Consider the following 20,450-nt stretch of genomic DNA (forward strand, 5'->3'; position numbering starts at 1 on the left):
TCTGTAAAATTTGAGACTTAAGATATTTGTTTCAAAGTTATTACTTTGTTCTCCAGTTTTATTATTTAAAATATTTATTTACTTTAGTTATTACAAGAAAATTATACATAAATATTCTAAAGATTACAGTATAATTTCACTATTGAAAGGAAAATAAAATTGTTAGTTCAAAGTAATAAAAACTATATTAACAACCTCTACCTAGAAAACTACACATACCCAATAGACATACACTATAAAAAAGACATAATAAACAACACCCTAAATTTTTATCTAAAACATCATCCAACTTTTAACATAAATGCTTTCAATCAATTATCACTTTCAACAATAGAAGAAATAATCAAACATGACAAAGTAATAAAAATAGAAAATCAAATGATATACAGGGAATTATATAAAATCATGTGGCTAATAAATATAACTTTTGAAGCATTAGAATTTATAAATCAACCAAATTATCCAAAGAAATACTTCGCAGATATTCAATCAGATAAAAAGAAAGTAACTAGAGAAACTAACAGATATAAAAATATGGTCGTAGGGAACAATGCTATTTCCTCAAAAGGAGAACTAAGAGTAAATTGGTATTTCTATAATCTATTTAAAAAAAATAAAGACCTATTAAAATTCTTCCTAAGTATTTATACTCTAACAGATATTACAAAAGCATCTTTACTCTATACAGAAAATGAAGATACAGTTACAAAAATAGTAAAATTCTTTGATGATAAACTCATTCAAAAAACAACTCAAAAAGCACTAATAAAAAATCTAGGTATATTACTTCATTATGAGTTTAAAAATTATCTAAAAATAAAAGATACAAAATCTAAAGAACTAATATCAGAAATAATACCCTATGTACTTGATGAAGAACCTCCCAATGATGAAGAGTTTAATAACTATATTTATCTTTCCTCTACCCTATCCTTTTTACCAATATTTGGTTCAAGTAAAAAAAATCCTTATCCTATACAGAAACAAAAACAAATCAAAGCAATGTTTATTAAAATTCTTAAAAGTGAAAATCCAAATACTAGAATAAATCACTTTTTTTTAACATCAGAAATGAAAGGATTATTAGAATCTCCCCATATACTATTTTTACAAAAATATCCACTGGAATTTTTTAGAATTAATCCAAAATATTCCTCTTTAATTAAAAAATAAAATCCTCTAAACTTCCCTCATGTAATTACAAATAAAAACACGATAATCGATTATCCAAACAAAGGATAAAAAATGTTAGTTCTAAAAGCAGAATTAATAGGAATCTATAAAGCAAATGACTTTACAGATAAAAAGACAAATGCTGTAACGCATGGAAAGACAAAATTACAGCTAATGAGCCATCAGAATATGCAAGATGGCTCAACTAAGATGACATTACTAGATATTAGTATTCCAGAGTCTAAAGTAAAACTTTATACTAAAGATAAAATTGGAAAAACAATTGAAGTTGATGTTGCAATAATTGGTGATGTTAAATATTACGGTATTTAATCAAATGCTTTTCACACTTATAAAAAATCCAAAGAAACGGAGGTTTATTTGATTTTTTTAAGGGTGGAAAGCAATATTTTTAAGGGGTATATAGTAATACCCCTTTCTTAACGGATAAAGGAAATAATATGCATGATATAAAAATGCTTCATGGTATTGATTCACTTTACTATTTTGCAGAATCAAACGAAAACTATGATGATTTATTTATAGAAATCCTAGACCAAATAGAAGAACTCAAAGGTAAATTTCAAAGAAAAGATATTGAGTTTGAAAACAATGATATAAATATTACAATCAATGATATACCTCTAAACTATCTTGGAAAAGCAGAAGGTTTTTATTGGTTTAAAGATATTAATGAGTTTTTTAAAATAGGATTTAAAGATAAATATAAAAATAGAGGATTAAATGATATTAGAATTCAACTTCAAGGAGTTGGAATTTATACTATTGGAATAAGTAGTTTAACTGAGTTTATTAATAACATACTTTTAAAACATTATATTACAGGATACTATCCAATTACTAGAGCAGATTTAAACTGTTTTATTCAATATGACTTTTCTTTTATAACTAAAAATATGTTTGTAACAAGAAAAAGACAATACTCAACTATAAGTGAAATAGGAAGTTCAACTAAGACACAAACCCTATATATAGGTAAAGAGCCTTTTAAACTTAGAATCTATGATAAAAAAGAGGAACTTAAAAAATCTAAGAAAAAAGATTTAATGTATGAGTACTTTATGAATAATGGCTTTGATATGGATAATGATGTATTTAATATAGAGTTTGAAATACATAGAACTTATTTAAAGACTTTTAATATATCAACTATTGAAGAACTGTTATCTAATGCAGAAAATCTTTTTAAAGATTCTATGAATCAATTAAGACTTGTTGATGTATCAAATATTACAGATAATGACATAAAGAATAATTCTAAATCAAGAGCAAATACTCTTCCAATATGGGAACATATACAAGAATCATATAAACTAGATGATTTTTTACAAATACAATTACCACTTATTAAAGTTAAAAGAGCAGTTTGTATATATGATGATTATAAATTTAAGACTGAATTCATATCGCTTGTTAGAAGAGCTTTTATTAATAATCTTAACATTGATACTGATTACTTGGAATTATTGTTTTATAAGGCAAAAGAGAGCCTTAAAAGAGTTACTACGAATAAAGAGATTAAGAAAAGATATATTGATGTTGAAGTTATACATGAAAATGATAATACTAAAGAGAATCTTAGACTTTTAGAAGATGGTAGTTTGATTAAGCCTGTTGATGTTGTTTCTATTTCAAGTTTGAGTGATTATGATTTACAAGTTTATTATGAGAAAGCTTTAAAACATCAACACAAAAGTAAAAGGGAATTTGATATTTATTTGGTGGCTCAAAAAGAGTTGATTAAAAGAGGTTTGATTCCTGTTCTTAGTGTTAGTGATTGTTTGGAAAAGGAGGATAAAAAACTATGATTGAGATGGAAAATATAAACCTAATAAAAGAGATAGCAAATGATATTGAAACAATTAAAAAAGCCCTAGCATCAATTCAAACTAAAAGATGGCTAAATACACAAGAACTAGCTAAATACCTTGGTTATTCTAAAGATAGAATCTACAAATTAAAAGAAGAAGTTTTTATTGAGAATTTACATTTTTATAAAAAAACTGGTAAGATTTTATATGATAGAGTTGAGATTGACGATTGGGTGGTAGGAAAGGAAAACCATGAAATTATTCAGTCGAGACGATATACTGTGGATAACATTTTATCATCAATCAAAAAGGTATAAACGAAGTTTAAATCTAAAAGATACTAAGAGAAATAGAAAGTTAGCACAAGAAACATATATGCCTGAATTTCAATACAAATTGAATACAGGCGAGTTCTTTAAAAATGAAGTTAGAATTCCGACAATAGATGAATTTGTATATAAATCATTTAAAATACATGAAGCAACAAGGAAATATTCTACGCATATAGATTATTACAATGGATATCATACCCATATACAAAGCACTTTTGCTAAAAAAAGGTTAGATGCTGTTAAACCATCAGATATAGAGCTTTGGCAAAATGCCCTACTCGATAAAGGTTTAAGTCCTCGAAGAATTAAAACACTAAGAACAGTACTTACAACTCTTTACAATGATGCAATTAAAGATGGCATTGTAAAATATAGTCCTTTATCAGTAGTAAAAGTTCCAAGAGCACAAAGAGTAGAGATAAAACCTTTTAGTCTTAGAGAAATTAAAACTATTCTTGATAACTGTGAGGGACAAGTTAAGAACTTTATTGCTTTGGCTTTTTTTACGGGTATGAGAAGTGGAGAAATGGTTGGATTAAGATGGTCTGATATTGATTTTAATAAATTAGAAATTTCAATATCAAGAACAATAAAGATGGGAGAAATATCAAGACCTAAAACTGAAAATAGTAATAGAGTTATTGATATTATTGATTATCTTTTACCTTATCTAAAAGACCAATACAAATTAACTGGACAAAAAAGGTCTTATGTATTTTTAAATGAAAATGATGAACATATTTATGATATCAAAAGAATAAGAGATACTCATTGGAAAAAGATATTAAAAAAGGTTGGTTTAGAATATAGACCCATTTATCATACTAGGCATACTTTTGCAACAATTATGATAGAACACAATGAAGATATTCTTTGGGTCTCAAATATGTTAGGACATACAGATTCAACAATGACCTTATCAAAATATGCTAGATATATTAAAAGAAAAGACAAAAAAAGAGCAACTTTTCTAAAATAAGCCTAGTTTTTTTCAAAAATAATTCAAAATTTGAGTATTTTTTGGGAACATTTTGGGTACAGTAAAACAGAACATCAAACTACACTCTAAAGTCTATATATAGGCATATACAGAATTCTAACTTTTTCAATAGAAGTTCATTTTGGGCACAATTGAAGAAAAAAAATTGCAAAATTTTTACAATTTTAAAATCAATCAATTTTGTCTAAAAAAAGAGATTTTTAAAAGTATTCAAAATAAGTCAAAAATTAAGGTAAAAAAATTGATTTTGGGCACAATTTGGGCACAGTAACAAATTTAAATCTCTTGAATGTACGTTTTTTAGGGGGTTTTGGGATAGTGGCTCCGGCACCTGGATTCGAACCAGGGACCAAATGATTAACAGTCATCTACTCTACCACTGAGCTATGCCGGAACTTGTATAAAAAGGTATTTAAAAAGAAGTTTGATGGCTCCGGCACCTGGATTCGAACCAGGGACCAAATGATTAACAGTCATCTACTCTACCACTGAGCTATGCCGGAATCTTTCTTCTCTTTAAATGGAGTGGAAGTATAGTAAAATTTGTTTTTATTGTCAAGGAAATTTTACTAAAATTAGCAAATTTTATAGAAATTTAAGCCTGCACTATCTACTAATGAAATTTTTGACATTTCTATTAGCTTTTCTAACTCTTTTTTACTATTTTCATCAAACATATTATTGATATCTTCTACTGTTAAAGGTCGTCGCTCTAGCATAGATAATATCTCTTCACTACTATAAGAGTTTATCTGTTTTGGTCTATTTTTATATGCGATATTTACATTTATGTTTTCAAATCTTTTTGCAATACTTTCTAGTGTCTCAAAGCTTACTGGTTTGACTTCATAAGCTGGTGGTCTATCAATAGTACCAATATCAACCCTATGTGGATTTATCTTTTTAACAGCTTCATATAACAATTCTATCTCTTCATCTTTATCGTTTAGATTTTTTACAAAAAGTATCTCTAGTACAAAGCTTTTATTTGTTTTCTTTCTAAACTCTATCATTGACTCGATTATTTTTTCTATATCAATATTATTGTGGATTCTATCTAGTTTTTTAAAACACTTTTGACTTACACAATCAAGTGATAATTTCACCGTATCAAATTTCAATAAAGCATCAAAAATCTTTTTATCATATATAGTACCACCATTTGATAATATCAATGTCTTAGTATCATTTTTGATTTCATTTATTTTTGTAATTAGCTCATCTAGTTTTGGATATAGTGTTGGCTCACCATTTGCAGTGATTGTTATAACATCAATTTTTGGGTGTTTCTCATAAGAGTCTTTAATAGCCTCTAAGACTTCATCTACACTTGGGTATGAATCCATCTTATCAACTGTTTTTGCAGGCTTTAATTCACAGTATAAGCAGTCAAAATTACACTGTTTTGTATCAGGGGATAAATCTACTCCTAAAGAGATACCAAATCTCCGTGAAGGAATAGGACCAAAGATTATATTAGACACTATTTTTTACTAACTCTTTGGCACTCTTTTACAAAGTGAATAGCATTTTCAACAGGAACATCAGGTAAAATACCATGACCTAAGTTAAAAATATGTCCATCACCTTGCATAATATCTTGAATTGCTTCAACACATTTTGTAGTTGCTTCTTTTGAATATAATCTACAAGGTTCCATATTACCTTGTAAAACATACTTATCACCTAATTTTTCTTTAGCAAGTGCCATTGGAGTAGCCCAATCTACACCAAATACATCAAAGTTTCCATACACTTTATCTAAAAATGCTGGAACACCTTTTGGGAACATGATAATAGGAATATGTGGATATTTTTCTTTTAAATATTCAGCTATCTCTACCATATATTTCCAAGAAAATTCATCATATTTAGCTGGCTCAATTGCTGCTGCCCATGAATCAAAGATTTGAACAACATCTGCACCTGCTTTGATTTGGTTTTCCATATATAGTTTCACTACTTCAGTTACTTTTCTTAAAATCTTATGTAGAAGCTCTGGATTTAAGTACATCATCTTTTTACAGATATTGTATGTCTTAGTTCCTTGTCCTTCTATCATATAAGTTGCTAATGTCCAAGGAGCACCAGTAAATCCAATAAGAGCTTTATCTTCTGGTAGTTTTTGTTTTAATAACTTGATAGTTTCATACACATAAGTTAGTTTATCAGCAGCTTCACTTCCACCAAGTAAAGCATCAACCTCAGCTTCTGTTTTAATTGGGTCTTTAAAGATTGGACCTTCACCTTTTATAAACTCAAGGTGCATACCCATTTCATTTGGAATAACTAAAATATCACTAAATAAAATTGCTGCATCAACTCCCACTATATCAAGTGGTTGAATAGTAACTTCTGCTGCTAATTCTGGATTGTGACATAGGTTTAAAAAGTTTCCAGCTTGTGCTCTTACTTTCATATACTCAGGTAGGTATCTTCCCGCTTGTCTCATCATCCATACTGGTGTATAAGGTGTTGGTTTTCTAAAACATGCATCAACAAATATTTTTGACATTTATAATTTTCCTTTAGTATTCTTAGTGTTTTCCAACTTTTCCTAAAAAGAAAAGTCCAACTGCTAGTGCAGTAACAGCAAGGGCGAAATATAACATTTCTAGTGCGCCATTGTATTGAGTATGTAAAACTCTTTGGAAGAAGTTAACAACTAAAACCATAACAATAACTTTTGCTATTTTATCTTTTAGTTGATCTAATGTTGTGATTGATAGAATCTTTGAATCTTCTTTTGCATCTTCTGAATGATCAATTGGAGAGATAAAAAGTTCATATACTCCAAATGAAAATATTAACATAACAACAGCGATAAGATATAAATCAACTGCTCCTATAATACCACCTACAATATCTTCATGAAAATCTTGAGGATGAGAGTGAGTAATTATAGTTTTAAAAGCATATTCTGCCATAGCATATATATCCATGCTAGCGATTATAAAAAGAACTAATGCACCGATTAGTCCAAAGATAACTGCAGAGAGGACAAGAAATCTTGTCTTCCACATGCAAGCTTCAAAAAGCTTTTCTATCATTAAATTTCGTTTTCCATTTCTATCCATTTAAGAGCGATTCTAACTGAGTTTGTCGCAGCCCCTACTCTTACTTGGTCAGCTACATTAAAATAATGAACAACATTAGAAGAATAGATATCTTTTCTAATTCTTCCTACAAATGTAGTATCAGTATCTGTTGAAACAATTGGCATAGGATATGCATTGTTTTCAAGATCATCTATTACTTCTACATTTTCAAACTTTGCTAAAGCTTCTCTTACTTCATTTACATCAACGTCTACACCATCTGTAAATGTAACAGTAATTGATTCTGAATGGCTTCTTAATACTGGAACTCTTACACAAGTAGCTGCTATTTGCATTGGTTTGTGCATGATTTTTTGAGTTTCTTTTACCATCTTCATCTCTTCTTTAGTGAAACCATTAGCTTGGGCTACATCTATTTGAGGAATAACATTATTTACAATTTGATGTGCAAAAGCTTCAATTTTTGTTTCATCTAATTTGAAAGTTAACATATCTTGCATTTGTTTTATAAGTTCTTCCATACCTTTTTTACCAGCTCCAGAAACGGCTTGATAAGTAGATACATCAACTCTTTTTATTCCATAAAGTTCATCAAGTGGTTTTAAAGACAGTACCATTTGAATAGTAGAACAATTTGGATTTGCAATAATTCCAGTCTCTTTCCATAAAGCTATATCTTGTGGATTTACTTCTGGTACTACTAAAGGTACATTTTCATCCATTCTAAAGTGACTTGTATTATCAATAACTACAGCACCAGCTTCAACAGCATATTTTGCAAATTTCTCAGAAATAGAACCACCTGCACTAAAAAATGCAATATCTACTTCATTTTCTTCAAAACAAGTTTCAGTTAACTCTAAAACATTTATTTCTTTATTTTTATACTCAATAGTACTACCTAAACTTCTTGCACTTGCTAAGGGAACTATTTTATTAACAGGGAAGTCATATGCTTCCATAACTCTAAACAGTTCTTCACCAACTGCACCAGTAGCTCCAACAACTGCTACATTAAATTTTCTCATTTTTAATCTTCTCCTAATATATTATCATCTTCTTTATTAGTATCGTTATTCTCTTCTTCAGGTTTATCTTTAAGATTAAACTCATCTAAATTGATACCATCCATAGTATCAGCATTTTCGATATCTAATTCATCATCATCTTCTTTAGGACATTTTGCAATAGATACAACTTTATCTTTTGCATCTACATTTACAATAATTACACCTGAAGTATTTCTTCCAGCTTTTCTTATTGTTTGCATATCCACTCTAATCATTTTACCAATAGAAGTTAAAATCATCAAGTCTTGTGCTTCATCAACTAATACAGCACCTACAACAGTACCTGTTTTAGCGCTTAGTTTCATAGAAATAACACCAGAACCTGCTCTATTTGTCTCTCTATATTCTTCTACTGTTGTTCGTTTTCCGATACCTTTTTGAGATACAGTTAATAACTCTTGCTCAATATTATCAACAACATTTGCATCAACTACAAAGTCACTATCATGTTTAAACTTGATACCTCTTACCCCTCTTGTACTTCTACCTTGTTCTCTTGTTTTTTCAACATCAAATCTGATACACTGACCTAAACTTGTGAAAATCATCAAGAATTGAGTACTAGGAGTTGTAATCTTAGCTGTTACAATCTCATCAGCATCATCAAGAACAATCGCTCTTACACCATTGCTTCTTATGTTACTAAATTCTGATAGTGATGTTCTTTTTACAACACCATTTCTTGTAAAGAAGGCTAAAGATTTAGACTCATCAAAGTCACTTGTTGGAATAATCTCCATAATCTTCTCATCAGGTCTTAAGTTGATAAGATTTACAACTGCTTTACCTTTAGCTGTTCTACTTCCTTCTGGGATTCTATAAACTTTCAACCAGTACAATTGCCCCATGTTTGTAACAAACATCAAGGTATCATGGGTATTAGTTACAAAGAATCTTTCTATAAAGTCATCATCGTGTGTAGTAACGGCTACTTTACCTTTACCACCTCTTCTTTGTTTTTCATAAGATTTGATTGGTACTCTTTTTACATAACCATTATGAGTAATAGTAACTACCATTGGCTCATTTGGAATTAAGTCTTCAATATCAATTTCATCATAAGAGTCTTCAATATCAGTTAATCTTTTAGATGAATATTTTTCTCTAATTTCAGTTAACTCTTCTTTAATTATTTCAACAAGTTTTTCTTCTGATTTTAGAATTGATTCAAGTTCAGCAATTATAGTCATCAACTCTTGGTATTCAGCTTCTAATTTATCTCTTTGAAGACCTGTTAATCTTCCTAATCTCATATCTAAAATAGCTTGTGATTGAATTGCACTTAATCCAAATCTCAATTCTAATTTCTCTTTTGCATCAGCATCATTTGCACTTGCTCTGATGATTTTTACAACTTCATCAATATTATCAAGGGCAATTTTTAGACCTTCTAAGATATGTGCTCTTGCTTTTGCTTTTTCTAAATCAAATATTGTTCTTCTGATAATTACAGTTTTTCTATGTGAAATAAATACATTTAATAACTCAGGTAAAGTAAATACTTTTGGTTCTTTGTTATATACAGCTAAAAGAATAATTCCAAAAGTTGTCTCCATTGGAGTTGACTTATATAAGTTATTCATAACTATTTCACTCATGGCATCTTTTTTAAGTTCAATTACAACTCTAATACCATCTCTATCTGATTCATCTCTTACTTCAGAGATACCCTCTATTTGTTTATCTTTTGTAAGATTTGCAATAAGCTCAATAAGTCTTGCTTTATTTACTTGATAAGGCAATTCATCAAGTACAATAATCTCTTTTTTACCTCTTGTTTCAATATGGTGCTTAGCTCTGATTCTAACTCTTCCACGACCAGTATTATATGCATCTATAATACCTCTTCTTCCAAAGATAGTTCCACCTGTTGGGAAATCTGGACCTTGGATAAATTCCATTAATTCATCAGCTGTTGCTTCTGGATTATCAAGAATATGCATTGTTGCATCAAGTAACTCATTTAAATTATGAGGAGGAATCTTTGTAGCCATACCAACTGCAATACCTTCAGAACCATTCATAAGTAGCGTAGGAACTCTTGTAGGTAAAACTGATGGCTCTTTTAAAGTATCATCATAGTTTGCTGTAAAGTTAACTGTATCTTTATCTATATCTTTTAAAATATCTTCTGAGATTTTAGTAAATCTTGATTCTGTATATCTCATCGCTGCTGCACTATCACCATCTACTGAACCGAAGTTTCCTTGTCCATCAATAAGTGGCTCTCTCATAGAGAAACTTTGTGCCATTCTTACAAGTGCATCATAAACTGAAGTATCACCATGTGGATGGTACTTACCAATAACATCCCCAACGATTCTCGCTGATTTTTTATAAGGAGCTCGTGCGCTCATATTTAAATCATGCATTGCAAATAGTATTCTTCTGTGTACTGGCTTCAATCCATCTTTAGCATCTGGTAAAGCTCGACCAATAATTACACTCATCGAGTAGTCTAAGTATGAAGACTTTACGGAATCTTCGATATTAATATCTATAATATCTTGATTTTCAAAAAGGTTTTCCATTGATATTGCCTTGTTATAAAATTTAGATATTTTATCCAAATTTTACTTAGTATTTGTGAATAAAAAAGGGGGAAAGCTTAAAACTTTCCCCCTTGTAAAAATTTAAGCTAACTTTTATAAATTATTTTCTTTTCTGTATTTAATAATAGCGTTAAAAACTTCGTCTTTTAATTTTAGTTTCTCTTTTTTCTTTGCTTCAATAGTAAACTCATCACCATGAGATTTTACCAAACTTTCAATCTCTTCATCTAAAGCATTGTGTTTTTCAAATAGATTGTGAAAATAGTTATCACTTGCCTTTAATTTTGTTATTTCTTCTCTGTATTCATGAAACATTTTAAATCCTTTTGTTGAAGTGTAGGTACATTATATCAAGTAAATTCTTAGACTTTTATGTTTTATAAATTAGATTTATTTTTATGTTTTTGAATGTAAAAAGTAGGATTTATAATCTGAATTTATATTTATATTTTCATAAGGGCAAAAGTGACTTACTGTCACTTTTGAAATAATTAATTACGATCTATAGTCCGCATTTATTTTTACATACTCATAACCCAAGTCACAACCATACGCAGTGAAGCTTTGAGTTCCAAGTCCTATATCACAAACGATTTTGAACTCTTTATTTTGTAGAACTTTTCCAGCATCTTCTTCGCATTTTGCATCAAATACTATTTCACCTTTGTTAAATACAACAACATCGTTATAAGCAATAACTAAAGTGTTTTCATCACATTGTATTCTACTAGCTCCTATAGTTGAAGCGATTCGTCCAAAGTTTGGGTCTTCTCCAAATAGTGCTGTTTTTACAAGTAATGAGTTTGATAAAGCTTTAGCAGCAGTTATAGCATCTTCTTTTGTTACTGCATTTATTACTTCAAAAGCAACAGCCTTTTTAGCACCTTCACCATCTGCAACCATTAACATAGCCATATCATGCATTACAAGCTTTAAAGCCTCTTTAAATGCTTCTTTATCATAAGCATTTGATTTTCCATTTGCTAGTACTAAAACTGTATCATTAGTAGAAGTATCTCCATCAACTGAGATTGCATTAAAAGTTGTCTCTTTATTTTCATTTAATGCTTCTTCAATATCTTTTTTTGAAACTTTTGCATCAGAACAAATAAAACATAACATCGTCGCAAGATTTGGGTTAATCATACCTGCACCCTTTGCAACTGCACCTATTTTAAAACTACTTCCATCTTCAAGTTTTACTTCATACAAACAAGCTTTTGGATATGCATCTGTTGTCATAATTGCTTGGCTTAGATTTTCACCGTTTTTACTTGATAAATCAAAAGTGTTCGCCCCATCAACTATTTTTTGAATTGGAAGTCTATTTCCAATAACTCCAGTTGAACTCATAATAGGATTTGTAATATCAAATTTTAATGAAGAAAATATTGTATTAATATCTTCAATACCTTTTTCACCTGTAAGTGCATTTGCATTTTTTGAGTTTATAAGTACAAAATTTGTTTTAAAATCATTTTCATATCTTTGATAATGTTTTAAAGGTGCAGCTTGGAACTTGTTGTTAGTAAGAACGGCTCCAACATCACACAAAGTATCACTATAAATAAAACCAATATCTTTTTTATTATTTGGTTTTAATCCAGCTGAAACTCCATCACAATAGAAACCATCAATTTGGTCTATAAAACCTTTTATTGGAAAAATTGAAAACATTATTTTGTACACTCCTCTGGCATATATTTTTGATTGACTAATATTTTAGCTTTTGCTATACCTTTTTGGTTCCCTACTAAAAGCAATTTACAATTACCTTCTATAACAATAGTTCCCTTAGGCATTTGAATAAATCTTCCTCTTTTTTCTGTAATTCCTATTACTGAAACTTTATATCTATCCCTTAAATGAATATCTTTTAATTGTCTAGATACTAACCAAGAATCTTCTTTTACAAGCACTTCTTCCATATCAATTGGAGTATCAGGTTTGTATAAGAACTCTTCAAGTACATTTTCCATATCAGGACGAACAGCCATTGCTGAAACTCTTTTTGCCATCAAAGATGGAGAAGCAACAACTTTATCAGCTCCTAGTTTTTTTAGTCTCTCTTTATCATGTTGAGTCTCAGCATTTGAGATAATCAAAAATGGTTTATTTCGCCCTAACTCTTTTTCATAAAGTCTTACAGAAGCAATTAAAGTAATATTATCAGAAATATTTCTTGATAAAGTTATAACACCTTTTGCAGATGATAAGTGAGATTTTAAAAATGCTTTTTCAGTAAATGATTCTTCGCATACATAATATGGATAGTGGTACTCTTTTGATATTTCTTCCATATCTTCTCTTGGATCAACAACTACAAAAGGTACATGGTTTTCTCTAAATTGTCTTGCTAATTGAATTGTATATTCATTATGATGAAATATTACAAAATGTCTACGAAGTCTTGCAATTTTATAAAGCATATTTCTTTCCTTATATAGTTCAATTAGGTTACCTTTTATAATTGCTTCAATAAGTACAGCAATTGAAAGGGTAAACAAAGCGAACCCAATAATAATAAGTGTGACGGTGAAAAATCTACCAGCATCTGAGATGGGAGCAACTTCTCCAAAACCAACTGTAGTAAATGTAATACCTGTTTGATAAATGGCATCTAAAATTGGGAAACCATCAATAAGAACATATCCAACTGTTCCAATCATCATCAATAGTTGTACGAGTACTAATGGTACTCTAAAAGGTTTTAGTTGTGAGTATATTAGAGGGTTTAGGTCGTATTCAGGTTTAGAAGATCTAAGTTCCCAACCCAGGGACTTTTTTAATTTATGAAAGATGCTCATAGAAGCACTTTATTTTAGTGCCTCTATTATGAGTTTTTCTTAAGAGTTCTTAACTCTTTTGCCGATATTTTAATCTTTTGTGTAGTACCATCATCTAAAGTAACTCTTACAGTTCTTAAGTTAGGTAAAAATCTTCTTTTTGTTCTGTTTTTAGCATGACTTACGTTGTTTCCAGACATAGGTCCTTTTCCAGATATTGCACATCTTCTTGACATTATTTTTCCTTCTGTTTTCAAAATATCTGCGAATTATATCTTTTTTATCTTAAGTTTAATTTAAATATTGAAAACTATCTCTTTTATTCTTCGAAATTGAATATCAAATAAAAACTCAGAACAACTCTCTTTATTGGTTTTTTTGATATTTTTTAGTTCATCTTTATTTGATAACAAAGCTTCAACTTTGAACTGCATTGATCTATCAGTGGGAGAATCCATAGTTGAAAATATATCAATAACTTCTTTAGAGGCACTATTAGCACTTACAAAAACAGCTGTTTTAAAGAACATAGCTCGTAGAACATTTGATGAAAAGGCTTTTACATATGTTGGTAAAATAAAAATATCAGCAGCACTATATAACAAATCAATATTTTTATAATCTTCTACAAATATAACCTTATCATCTAAATTGTACTTTGTAAATTTAAACTTTAAAGAATAGATTTGGTTTTTGCTCCCTGCAATTATTGCTTTATAGTTATCATTACTTAAAGAAGCTAAAATATCAAGAAATTCTAAAACACCATTTTTTAACAAGTTTTTAGAATGAAAAAGAATAATTTTATCTTTTTTATCAATATTAAACTCTTTAAACAAAATCTCTTTTGAATCTTTTGGCTTAAGATAAGTAGATATAATAGTTGGGTAAATGACCTCTACTTTATCATTTGTTATCTTACAAGTTTTTATTATCTCTATCTTCATCGTGTATGAATTAACAATAGTTTTTTTAGCATTTTCAATCATCTCAATAGCTTCTTCATCTAAAAAACCATTATGAAAATAGACATCAGGAAAAGTTTTAGCCTTGAAAGTAATCTTTTGAAAAATAGATTGTTTTTTATATAGACTTATATTTTCATCTTTTAGAAGTTCTTCAATAAGTACATTTTTTAATTTATAATAAATAGATATATTTTTATTCATTTATCACCTTTAATACATCTTCTGCTTTGATTAGTTTCATGCAATCATGATGACCTAGTGGACATACCCTTTTCATGCAAGGGGCACAATCTAAGTTTTTAGTAATGATATGCTCATTTGGATTATTCCATTGATTTGTCTCTTTGTACCTTGTAGGTCCAAAGATACTGTATGTTTGTACTTTGAAAGCTGCGGCAATATGCATAGGTCCAGAATCATTTGTGATAAAGATATCTAATCCTGCAATTTTTTCAATTAATTCAGAAACTGTAGTTTTACCAGCTAAATTTTGATAGTTTGATATTCCACTATTCTTTAATAATTCTTCAATATCTCTCGCAATATCAACTTCACCAGAACCTCCAAAAATAACAATGTCATATTTTGAAGCTAAATTTATGGCTACCTTTGCAAACTCTTGGGGATACCATCTTTTTGCACTTCCATAAGTAGCTCCTGGATTTATTCCTAATGTAGGTTTTTTGTATTCAAACGGTTTATAATAAAGTTTTAAGTCCCCTACTTCATTTTTTTGTTTTAAAACTTTATTTATAAATTCATTATATTTTAAAACTTGATGCATATGCTTTTTTATTTTTTTATATCTAAATCTTTTAGGTGAGCCTACAAAAAATAAAAATAACTTTGTAGAAAAAGAACTTCGAAAGCTAATAGACATATCAAACTTACCAATCTCTTTTGATAACTTATATAAAGCCACATAACGATTTCTTTTCTTTTTTGTTTCATCTACAACTATATTATCAACTCTTGGATGGTTTTTAAAAACTAATGTAGCAACAAAAGAACCCAAAATAGTAACATTTGCCTTGGGATAATGATTTAAAAGATTTTCAATAGCAGGAGTTGCCATAATAGCATCACCAAGCCAAGTTGGTAGTTCAATTAATAACTTCATTTATCACTTTCAAAGTTTGTTCAACATTTTTTTCAATTGAGAAGTTTTTTACTATCTCTAAATTTTGAGCTTTTATTTTATTCATTTTCTCTTGGTTTTCTAATAGTTCATCTATTCTTTTAACTATTAAATAATCTTTTGAGTTATTCATTATAAATTCATCTTTTAAAATTTCATGAGCACCATTTTGTTTTGTTGTAATTACTACATTTGAAAAACTCATTGCTTCAAGAATAACATTCGAAAAAGGTTCATATCTAGTTGGAAATAAAAATATATCACTTATTGTATAAAAATCAGATACATCATCTCTTGGACCTGTGAAAATTACTTTTTCACTTATTCCCAAATTTTTCGTCAAATTCTTATAATAAGATATCTTTTTTTCTTTACCTATAATAAATGCTCTAGATTTTTTATTTTTTATTTTTGAAAATATTTCAAGAAACTCTTCCACACCTTTTCTCTTAAAACCACTTCCCACATAAAGCAAAATCTTTTCTTCTTTTTTTATATCAAACTCTTTTGAAAGTTTTTCAAAGGAGTTTTTAAAATCTGGTTTTACTAAATTGATTCCGTTGTAAATAACTTCAATCTTTGATGGAAGAATATCATATGTATCAATTATCTGTTTTTTTATCATTTGAGAATTTGCAATAATTTTTTTAGCATTCTCAAAACATTTTTTTTCCAAAGACAAATAAACCTTATGAAGTAAATTTATTTTTGATTTTTTTTCAATAGAAAGAAAAACTTTATGAACACCATCTCCAGCCCGATAAATATCAGGACAAGCAATTCTCTCCAAGGAAAAATAAAAGTTATCTTTTTTATTTTTACATACTTGATTATTAAATAAAAGTACCCTAAGCCATGAAGGCAAAAATTTTGGAATAGAAGAGTGAACTAATTCGTGCTCTATATTTAAACTTTTTAGAGAGGAAGATAATCTAGAAAGATAAACTTCAGCTCCTCCAAACTTTGTTTTATTGGCACGGATTAATATTAAATTTTTTTTTATCAAAATACATTCCTGCTAAAGAAAGTCCAACAATAAACATAAAAGTTAGAAACATGTGATCTCTCATATTAGTATCAACGACAGCACGTGATGCCGTACCAACCATAGTAAAGAATAAAAATATTGAGAAATAACTTTCATACTTTATAAAATACTTTATGCATAAGAATATAATATAAAAAAGAATCATTATGCACAAAATAACACCAATATATCCCATGGCTAATAACCATTCTATTAAACTACTATGTGCATGAGAATTTGCATGATTGGGTCCATAGTTGTTCTTTAAAGCTACTTCGAAACTATTTCGTTGATAACCAATTCCCATTGGATCTTTTATTGACATTAATAATCCAGCTTTAAACCAAGCAATTCTAGAATAATTTGAATCATTAACAGGCTCACCATTTTTTAATTTTGGCACTTTATATTTTAATTTATCTAACCAATAAAGATTATTATCTATATCTAAAGCTATTGGTATTGTTTCAATTAAACTATTCCATCTTTTATCATGTTGTATATTATAAGCAAAAGGTAATGATAGAAAGAATAAAAGTAATATGGAAATTAATAGCTTAATTTTTTTATTTATATTCTTTTTGTAGAAAATGAAAAATATAGATGATGTAGTTAAAAAAAGTAAAGCAACAACACCATTTCTCATTCCTTCAAAAGCGGAACTCAAAATAGTCATAACTAGAAATATAGTTAATAAAAAATTATTAATAGGTAAAATCTTATTTTTGATTCTAAATCTATATATAACTTCTACCATTAATAAACTCAACAAAGTATTAGTAAGCATATTAGCTCTATCTGGTCCCTCTGCTAATCCACTAATTCTTGTTACTATTGTCTTATTATCAATAAAATATCTAAATTCAAATAAGTTTAAATATACTATATGTATTAATAATGCTAATAAGATAATATAAAGTAAATCTTTTTTATTAAAAGCTTGATTATTTATATTATGCACGCTAACAAGTAATACAAATCCTATAAAAAATGACAAAAGAGGATTTATCCATTGCCCTTTTATTTCACTAAATGAATAATGAGGGTTTTCACTAATAAATGCAGCTCCAAGAATAAGCCAAACAGTTAATAAAAAGTATAAATATTTAATGCGTTTAAAATCTTTAGTTCTAAAAATTCCAAAAAGAAAAATTTTGTTCTTGTAATACAAAAAAGCACTACTTAAAAGAAGTAGAGAAAAAAATAAATACCTTAATGAATTTGTATGAGGTATTGGAAGAACAAATAAATAACAAAATAAACTATAAGAAACAAAATGGTAAAATAATGTATGATTAAAAAAATTATATTTCAAAAAAAACCTTTAGTGAATAAATTATAATGTTTTATTTTATTATATATTTACTTTTATTTCCGTTAATGTCTTTAATGTCACTTTTTAGGAAATCAGCTATATCAAATAATCTTATTATTCAAACAGCTAAAATTGGTGATTATGTTAATACTTCTATTATGTTTGATGCAATAAAGAATACTGATTTAATTATTGATAAAATAAATTCTTCATTTGCATTATATGACACAAGAATAAAAGATGTCTACTTTATTAACGATTATAAAAATAACTTTTTTAAAAAGTTAAAACTTGCCTTTATTATTTTTAAAAATAATTACGATAATGTATATATTGTTATGCCGAATAGCTTTAATTTGTTCTTAGGAAAAATGAGTTTTTCAAAAAACAAAGTCACATTATCTACTTATTCTAATAAGTGGTATACGAAAATCTTATCACTTGGCATAAAAAAAATCATACATACAATTAATGATTTAACTTTAGATTCTTATTTAAAATTAATTAATCAAAATTACACGCATAAAGAGTTTAAAAAAATAATTCAACTACCTTTATTAGAATCAAAAAATAACTTAATCGGTAAAAACAAATTTAACATAGGAATAAGTTTAACAGCAGGGAATAAATTAAAAACCATTGACATAAAAACTTGGATTAAAATATTCAATATTATAGAAAAATTAAATCATAACATTTTTATTTTTGGACTAGACTCTGAAGAAAAAGAATTAAAGGAAATTAATAAAACATACAATCTAGATAAATTAAATACAATTTCATTATTAGGTAAAATACCTTTAGAGGAACTACCATCAACTATTTCAAAAATGAATCTTTATATTTCAAGTGATACGGGGAATAGTTATATTGCTGATACATTTAATATCCCTTTAATAAACTTTGCAGGACCATGTTATATGAAAGAACAACATCCTATTGGTAAAAATGTATTAATCATTGAATCAAATTCTCCTTATGTACCTTATTCATTTATATTTAAAGCACCATATAATGGAAATACTGAAGAACTATATAGCATAACTAAAAAACAAGAAGAACTAATATTAAGATTTATAGAATCTCTTTATAAAGACTTTCAATCTTCTTAATATAAGTATCTAAAGAAAAATTACTTTGAATATTACAATCTACTCTATATTCATCTACTTTCTCAAGTCGAGTAAATAAATCCAATAGTATTTTTGCATCTCTTTTTATAATAGTATATTTAGATTTATCTTCTAAAAGACTTTGTATTTCATAACTTACTTTATAATTAGAAGTAATAATTGAACATCCATACAAAATCCCTTCAATTACTACACGTGGTAAACCTTCATTTTCAGAGAAAGAAATAATAAAATCGCTGTTTAAATAGTGTTCTCTTAAATTTTCAATAAATCCAAGTTCAACGACTCTATTTTTTTTAATTAATTCATTTTTTTCTATTTCTGTTTTGCTATTAAATTTTCCTGTTCCTGCAAGATAAAGTTTAATATCATTACGATTTACTTTACTTAAAGCTTCAAAAACTAGTTTATGTCCTTTATTTTCCAAATAATTAGCAGGCATCAAAATTTTAATTTCTTTACTATTAATATGTTGAATATCTTTTTCAAATGGAAAAGGATTATAAATAATATTCTCATCAATTGGTATTTGCAGATTATAAAATTCATAGGTTGATTTAGAAACACTAATAGTATTAAATTTTAAACTCTTTAGTGTTTCAATTTGAAATTTATTTAAAAATGAATTTTTTCGTAAATGCTGAATTACTGGTAACTTCAATTTATTTGCTTCTAAAATATATTCTAAGTTTGTTCCAAAATGATTATTTAGGTGTATCAAATCAAATTTCTCTAACATTAAAATTTTTCTAGCAAATGACAATTTTGAGTTAAACTCTTTTTTATATAAATACTCTTTAGAAATCAGTCTATATAACTCTTTTTCCCACTTTGTTATTTTTTCTTTTGAAAAGTTATTTTGAATAATATTGACGTTAAATTGTTTTAAGTAATCATTTATTTTAATACTATCACTTATTTGGTAATTATGCTCAAAAAAAACTGAAATTTTATACTTAGCCTGACTATGTGTAAGCCCTTCAAGTAAATATAAAAAGCTTTTAGTCCCACCTCCATATTCAAACCCAGTATCTACAAATAAAATATTCTTCATTTTATAACTTT

At 27.8% G+C, this 20,450-nt stretch carries 20 protein-coding genes and 2 tRNA genes; 6 read left to right on the plus strand and 16 right to left on the minus strand.

All coding sequences use genetic code 11. The features are described from left to right. The first annotated feature begins 159 nt into the window (after positions 1–159). From LXN10_RS01790 to LXN10_RS01810, 5 genes are all read left to right on the plus strand, one after another. The gene (locus tag LXN10_RS01790) at positions 160–1,173 is read left to right on the plus strand and encodes a hypothetical protein (RefSeq protein ID WP_375724255.1); all 1,014 of its coding nucleotides are present in this window, start codon (positions 160–162) and stop codon (positions 1,171–1,173) included. A 72-nt stretch (positions 1,174–1,245) separates the two neighbouring features. Beyond that, positions 1,246–1,506 (plus strand): hypothetical protein, encoded by a 261-nt coding sequence (locus LXN10_RS01795; RefSeq protein WP_375724256.1) that lies wholly within the window; start codon positions 1,246–1,248, stop codon positions 1,504–1,506. A 128-nt stretch (positions 1,507–1,634) separates the two neighbouring features. Beyond that, positions 1,635–3,002, plus strand: a complete 1,368-nt coding sequence (locus tag LXN10_RS01800) for a hypothetical protein (RefSeq protein ID WP_375724257.1) — start codon at positions 1,635–1,637, stop codon at positions 3,000–3,002. Next, positions 2,999–3,322, plus strand: coding sequence for a helix-turn-helix domain-containing protein (locus LXN10_RS01805; RefSeq protein ID WP_375724258.1), 324 nt, complete (start codon positions 2,999–3,001; stop codon positions 3,320–3,322). The genes LXN10_RS01800 and LXN10_RS01805 overlap by 4 nt, the downstream gene beginning before the upstream one ends. After that, complete coding sequence (locus LXN10_RS01810) at positions 3,258–4,316, plus strand: tyrosine-type recombinase/integrase (protein WP_375724259.1); 1,059 nt, start codon at positions 3,258–3,260, stop codon at positions 4,314–4,316. Before LXN10_RS01805 ends, LXN10_RS01810 begins: the two co-directional genes overlap by 65 nt. A gap of 340 nt (positions 4,317–4,656) precedes the next feature. On the opposite strand, the gene LXN10_RS01815 is transcribed toward LXN10_RS01810, so the two are convergent. The 15 genes from LXN10_RS01815 to LXN10_RS01885 form a co-directional block, all read right to left on the minus strand. Further along, a tRNA-Asn gene (locus LXN10_RS01815) sits at positions 4,657–4,731 on the minus strand. Between the two features lie 34 nt (positions 4,732–4,765). Further along, a tRNA-Asn gene (locus LXN10_RS01820) sits at positions 4,766–4,840 on the minus strand. 72 nt (positions 4,841–4,912) lie between these two features. Continuing rightward, positions 4,913–5,821 (minus strand): radical SAM protein, encoded by a 909-nt coding sequence (locus tag LXN10_RS01825; RefSeq protein ID WP_375724260.1) that lies wholly within the window; start codon positions 5,819–5,821, stop codon positions 4,913–4,915. Continuing rightward, on the minus strand, positions 5,821–6,852 hold the full coding sequence (hemE, locus tag LXN10_RS01830; protein ID WP_375724261.1) for a uroporphyrinogen decarboxylase: 1,032 nt from the start codon (positions 6,850–6,852) through the stop codon (positions 5,821–5,823). The genes LXN10_RS01825 and hemE overlap by 1 nt, the downstream gene beginning before the upstream one ends. Positions 6,853–6,874: 22 nt before the next feature. Then, positions 6,875–7,414, minus strand: a complete 540-nt coding sequence (locus LXN10_RS01835) for a YqhA family protein (protein WP_375724262.1) — start codon at positions 7,412–7,414, stop codon at positions 6,875–6,877. Continuing rightward, positions 7,387–8,424 carry an aspartate-semialdehyde dehydrogenase gene (locus tag LXN10_RS01840; RefSeq protein ID WP_375724263.1) on the minus strand — a complete coding sequence of 346 codons (1,038 nt, stop codon included), beginning with the start codon at positions 8,422–8,424 and terminating at the stop codon, positions 7,387–7,389. Before LXN10_RS01840 ends, LXN10_RS01835 begins: the two co-directional genes overlap by 28 nt. 2 nt (positions 8,425–8,426) lie before the next feature. After that, positions 8,427–10,997 (minus strand): DNA gyrase subunit A, encoded by a 2,571-nt coding sequence (gene gyrA / locus LXN10_RS01845; protein WP_375724264.1) that lies wholly within the window; start codon positions 10,995–10,997, stop codon positions 8,427–8,429. Positions 10,998–11,111: 114 nt separating this feature from the next. Beyond that, complete coding sequence (locus LXN10_RS01850; protein WP_129100668.1) at positions 11,112–11,333, minus strand: YdcH family protein; 222 nt, start codon at positions 11,331–11,333, stop codon at positions 11,112–11,114. A 180-nt stretch (positions 11,334–11,513) separates the two neighbouring features. Then, positions 11,514–12,695 carry a bifunctional glutamate N-acetyltransferase/amino-acid acetyltransferase ArgJ gene (gene argJ, locus LXN10_RS01855; protein ID WP_375724265.1) on the minus strand — a complete coding sequence of 394 codons (1,182 nt, stop codon included), beginning with the start codon at positions 12,693–12,695 and terminating at the stop codon, positions 11,514–11,516. Then, positions 12,695–13,825: a potassium channel family protein gene (locus LXN10_RS01860; protein WP_375724266.1), complete on the minus strand. Its 1,131-nt coding sequence runs from the start codon at positions 13,823–13,825 to the stop codon at positions 12,695–12,697. Before LXN10_RS01860 ends, argJ begins: the two co-directional genes overlap by 1 nt. A 26-nt stretch (positions 13,826–13,851) precedes the next feature. Further along, positions 13,852–14,040, minus strand: coding sequence for a 50S ribosomal protein L28 (rpmB, locus tag LXN10_RS01865; protein WP_013136034.1), 189 nt, complete (start codon positions 14,038–14,040; stop codon positions 13,852–13,854). Positions 14,041–14,100: 60 nt separating this feature from the next. After that, positions 14,101–14,973, minus strand: a complete 873-nt coding sequence (locus tag LXN10_RS01870) for a glycosyltransferase (protein WP_375724267.1) — start codon at positions 14,971–14,973, stop codon at positions 14,101–14,103. Next, entirely contained in the window at positions 14,966–15,892 is a 927-nt protein-coding gene (locus LXN10_RS01875; RefSeq protein WP_375724268.1) for a glycosyltransferase family 9 protein, read from the minus strand. Before LXN10_RS01875 ends, LXN10_RS01870 begins: the two co-directional genes overlap by 8 nt. After that, complete coding sequence (locus tag LXN10_RS01880) at positions 15,876–16,916, minus strand: glycosyltransferase family 4 protein (protein ID WP_375724269.1); 1,041 nt, start codon at positions 16,914–16,916, stop codon at positions 15,876–15,878. The genes LXN10_RS01875 and LXN10_RS01880 overlap by 17 nt, the downstream gene beginning before the upstream one ends. Continuing rightward, positions 16,879–18,252, minus strand: coding sequence for an O-antigen ligase family protein (locus LXN10_RS01885; RefSeq protein ID WP_375724270.1), 1,374 nt, complete (start codon positions 18,250–18,252; stop codon positions 16,879–16,881). Before LXN10_RS01885 ends, LXN10_RS01880 begins: the two co-directional genes overlap by 38 nt. Positions 18,253–18,326: 74 nt before the next feature. Between LXN10_RS01885 and LXN10_RS01890 the strand changes: the two genes are divergently transcribed. Continuing rightward, positions 18,327–19,364 (plus strand): glycosyltransferase family 9 protein, encoded by a 1,038-nt coding sequence (locus LXN10_RS01890; RefSeq protein WP_375724271.1) that lies wholly within the window; start codon positions 18,327–18,329, stop codon positions 19,362–19,364. Here the strand turns inward: LXN10_RS01890 and LXN10_RS01895 are convergent. Next, entirely contained in the window at positions 19,327–20,439 is a 1,113-nt protein-coding gene (locus tag LXN10_RS01895) for a glycosyltransferase (protein WP_375724272.1), read from the minus strand. The genes LXN10_RS01890 and LXN10_RS01895 overlap by 38 nt on opposite strands. Positions 20,440–20,450 lie beyond the last annotated feature (11 nt).

Source organism: Arcobacter iocasae, assembly GCF_042214795.1.
GTDB lineage: Bacteria > Campylobacterota > Campylobacteria > Campylobacterales > Arcobacteraceae > Arcobacter > Arcobacter iocasae.

Excerpts from the sequence above, each read along its gene's own strand:
- LXN10_RS01895 (WP_375724272.1), bottom strand. The coding sequence starts at position 20,439 with ATGAAGAATATTTTATTTGTAGATACTGGGTTTGAATATGGAGGTGGG.
- LXN10_RS01870 (WP_375724267.1), bottom strand. The coding sequence starts at position 14,973 with ATGAATAAAAATATATCTATTTATTATAAATTAAAAAATGTACTTATT.
- LXN10_RS01810 (WP_375724259.1), top strand. The coding sequence starts at position 3,258 with ATGAAATTATTCAGTCGAGACGATATACTGTGGATAACATTTTATCAT.
- LXN10_RS01795 (WP_375724256.1), top strand. The coding sequence starts at position 1,246 with ATGTTAGTTCTAAAAGCAGAATTAATAGGAATCTATAAAGCAAATGAC.
- LXN10_RS01860 (WP_375724266.1), bottom strand. The coding sequence starts at position 13,825 with ATGAGCATCTTTCATAAATTAAAAAAGTCCCTGGGTTGGGAACTTAGA.
- hemE (WP_375724261.1), bottom strand. The coding sequence starts at position 6,852 with ATGTCAAAAATATTTGTTGATGCATGTTTTAGAAAACCAACACCTTAT.
- gyrA (WP_375724264.1), bottom strand. The coding sequence starts at position 10,997 with ATGGAAAACCTTTTTGAAAATCAAGATATTATAGATATTAATATCGAA.
- argJ (WP_375724265.1), bottom strand. The coding sequence starts at position 12,695 with ATGTTTTCAATTTTTCCAATAAAAGGTTTTATAGACCAAATTGATGGT.
- LXN10_RS01850 (WP_129100668.1), bottom strand. The coding sequence starts at position 11,333 with ATGTTTCATGAATACAGAGAAGAAATAACAAAATTAAAGGCAAGTGAT.
- LXN10_RS01840 (WP_375724263.1), bottom strand. The coding sequence starts at position 8,424 with ATGAGAAAATTTAATGTAGCAGTTGTTGGAGCTACTGGTGCAGTTGGT.
- LXN10_RS01805 (WP_375724258.1), top strand. The coding sequence starts at position 2,999 with ATGATTGAGATGGAAAATATAAACCTAATAAAAGAGATAGCAAATGAT.
- rpmB (WP_013136034.1), bottom strand. The coding sequence starts at position 14,040 with ATGTCAAGAAGATGTGCAATATCTGGAAAAGGACCTATGTCTGGAAAC.
- LXN10_RS01800 (WP_375724257.1), top strand. The coding sequence starts at position 1,635 with ATGCATGATATAAAAATGCTTCATGGTATTGATTCACTTTACTATTTT.
- LXN10_RS01875 (WP_375724268.1), bottom strand. The coding sequence starts at position 15,892 with ATGAAGTTATTAATTGAACTACCAACTTGGCTTGGTGATGCTATTATG.
- LXN10_RS01835 (WP_375724262.1), bottom strand. The coding sequence starts at position 7,414 with ATGGATAGAAATGGAAAACGAAATTTAATGATAGAAAAGCTTTTTGAA.
- LXN10_RS01890 (WP_375724271.1), top strand. The coding sequence starts at position 18,327 with ATGTCACTTTTTAGGAAATCAGCTATATCAAATAATCTTATTATTCAA.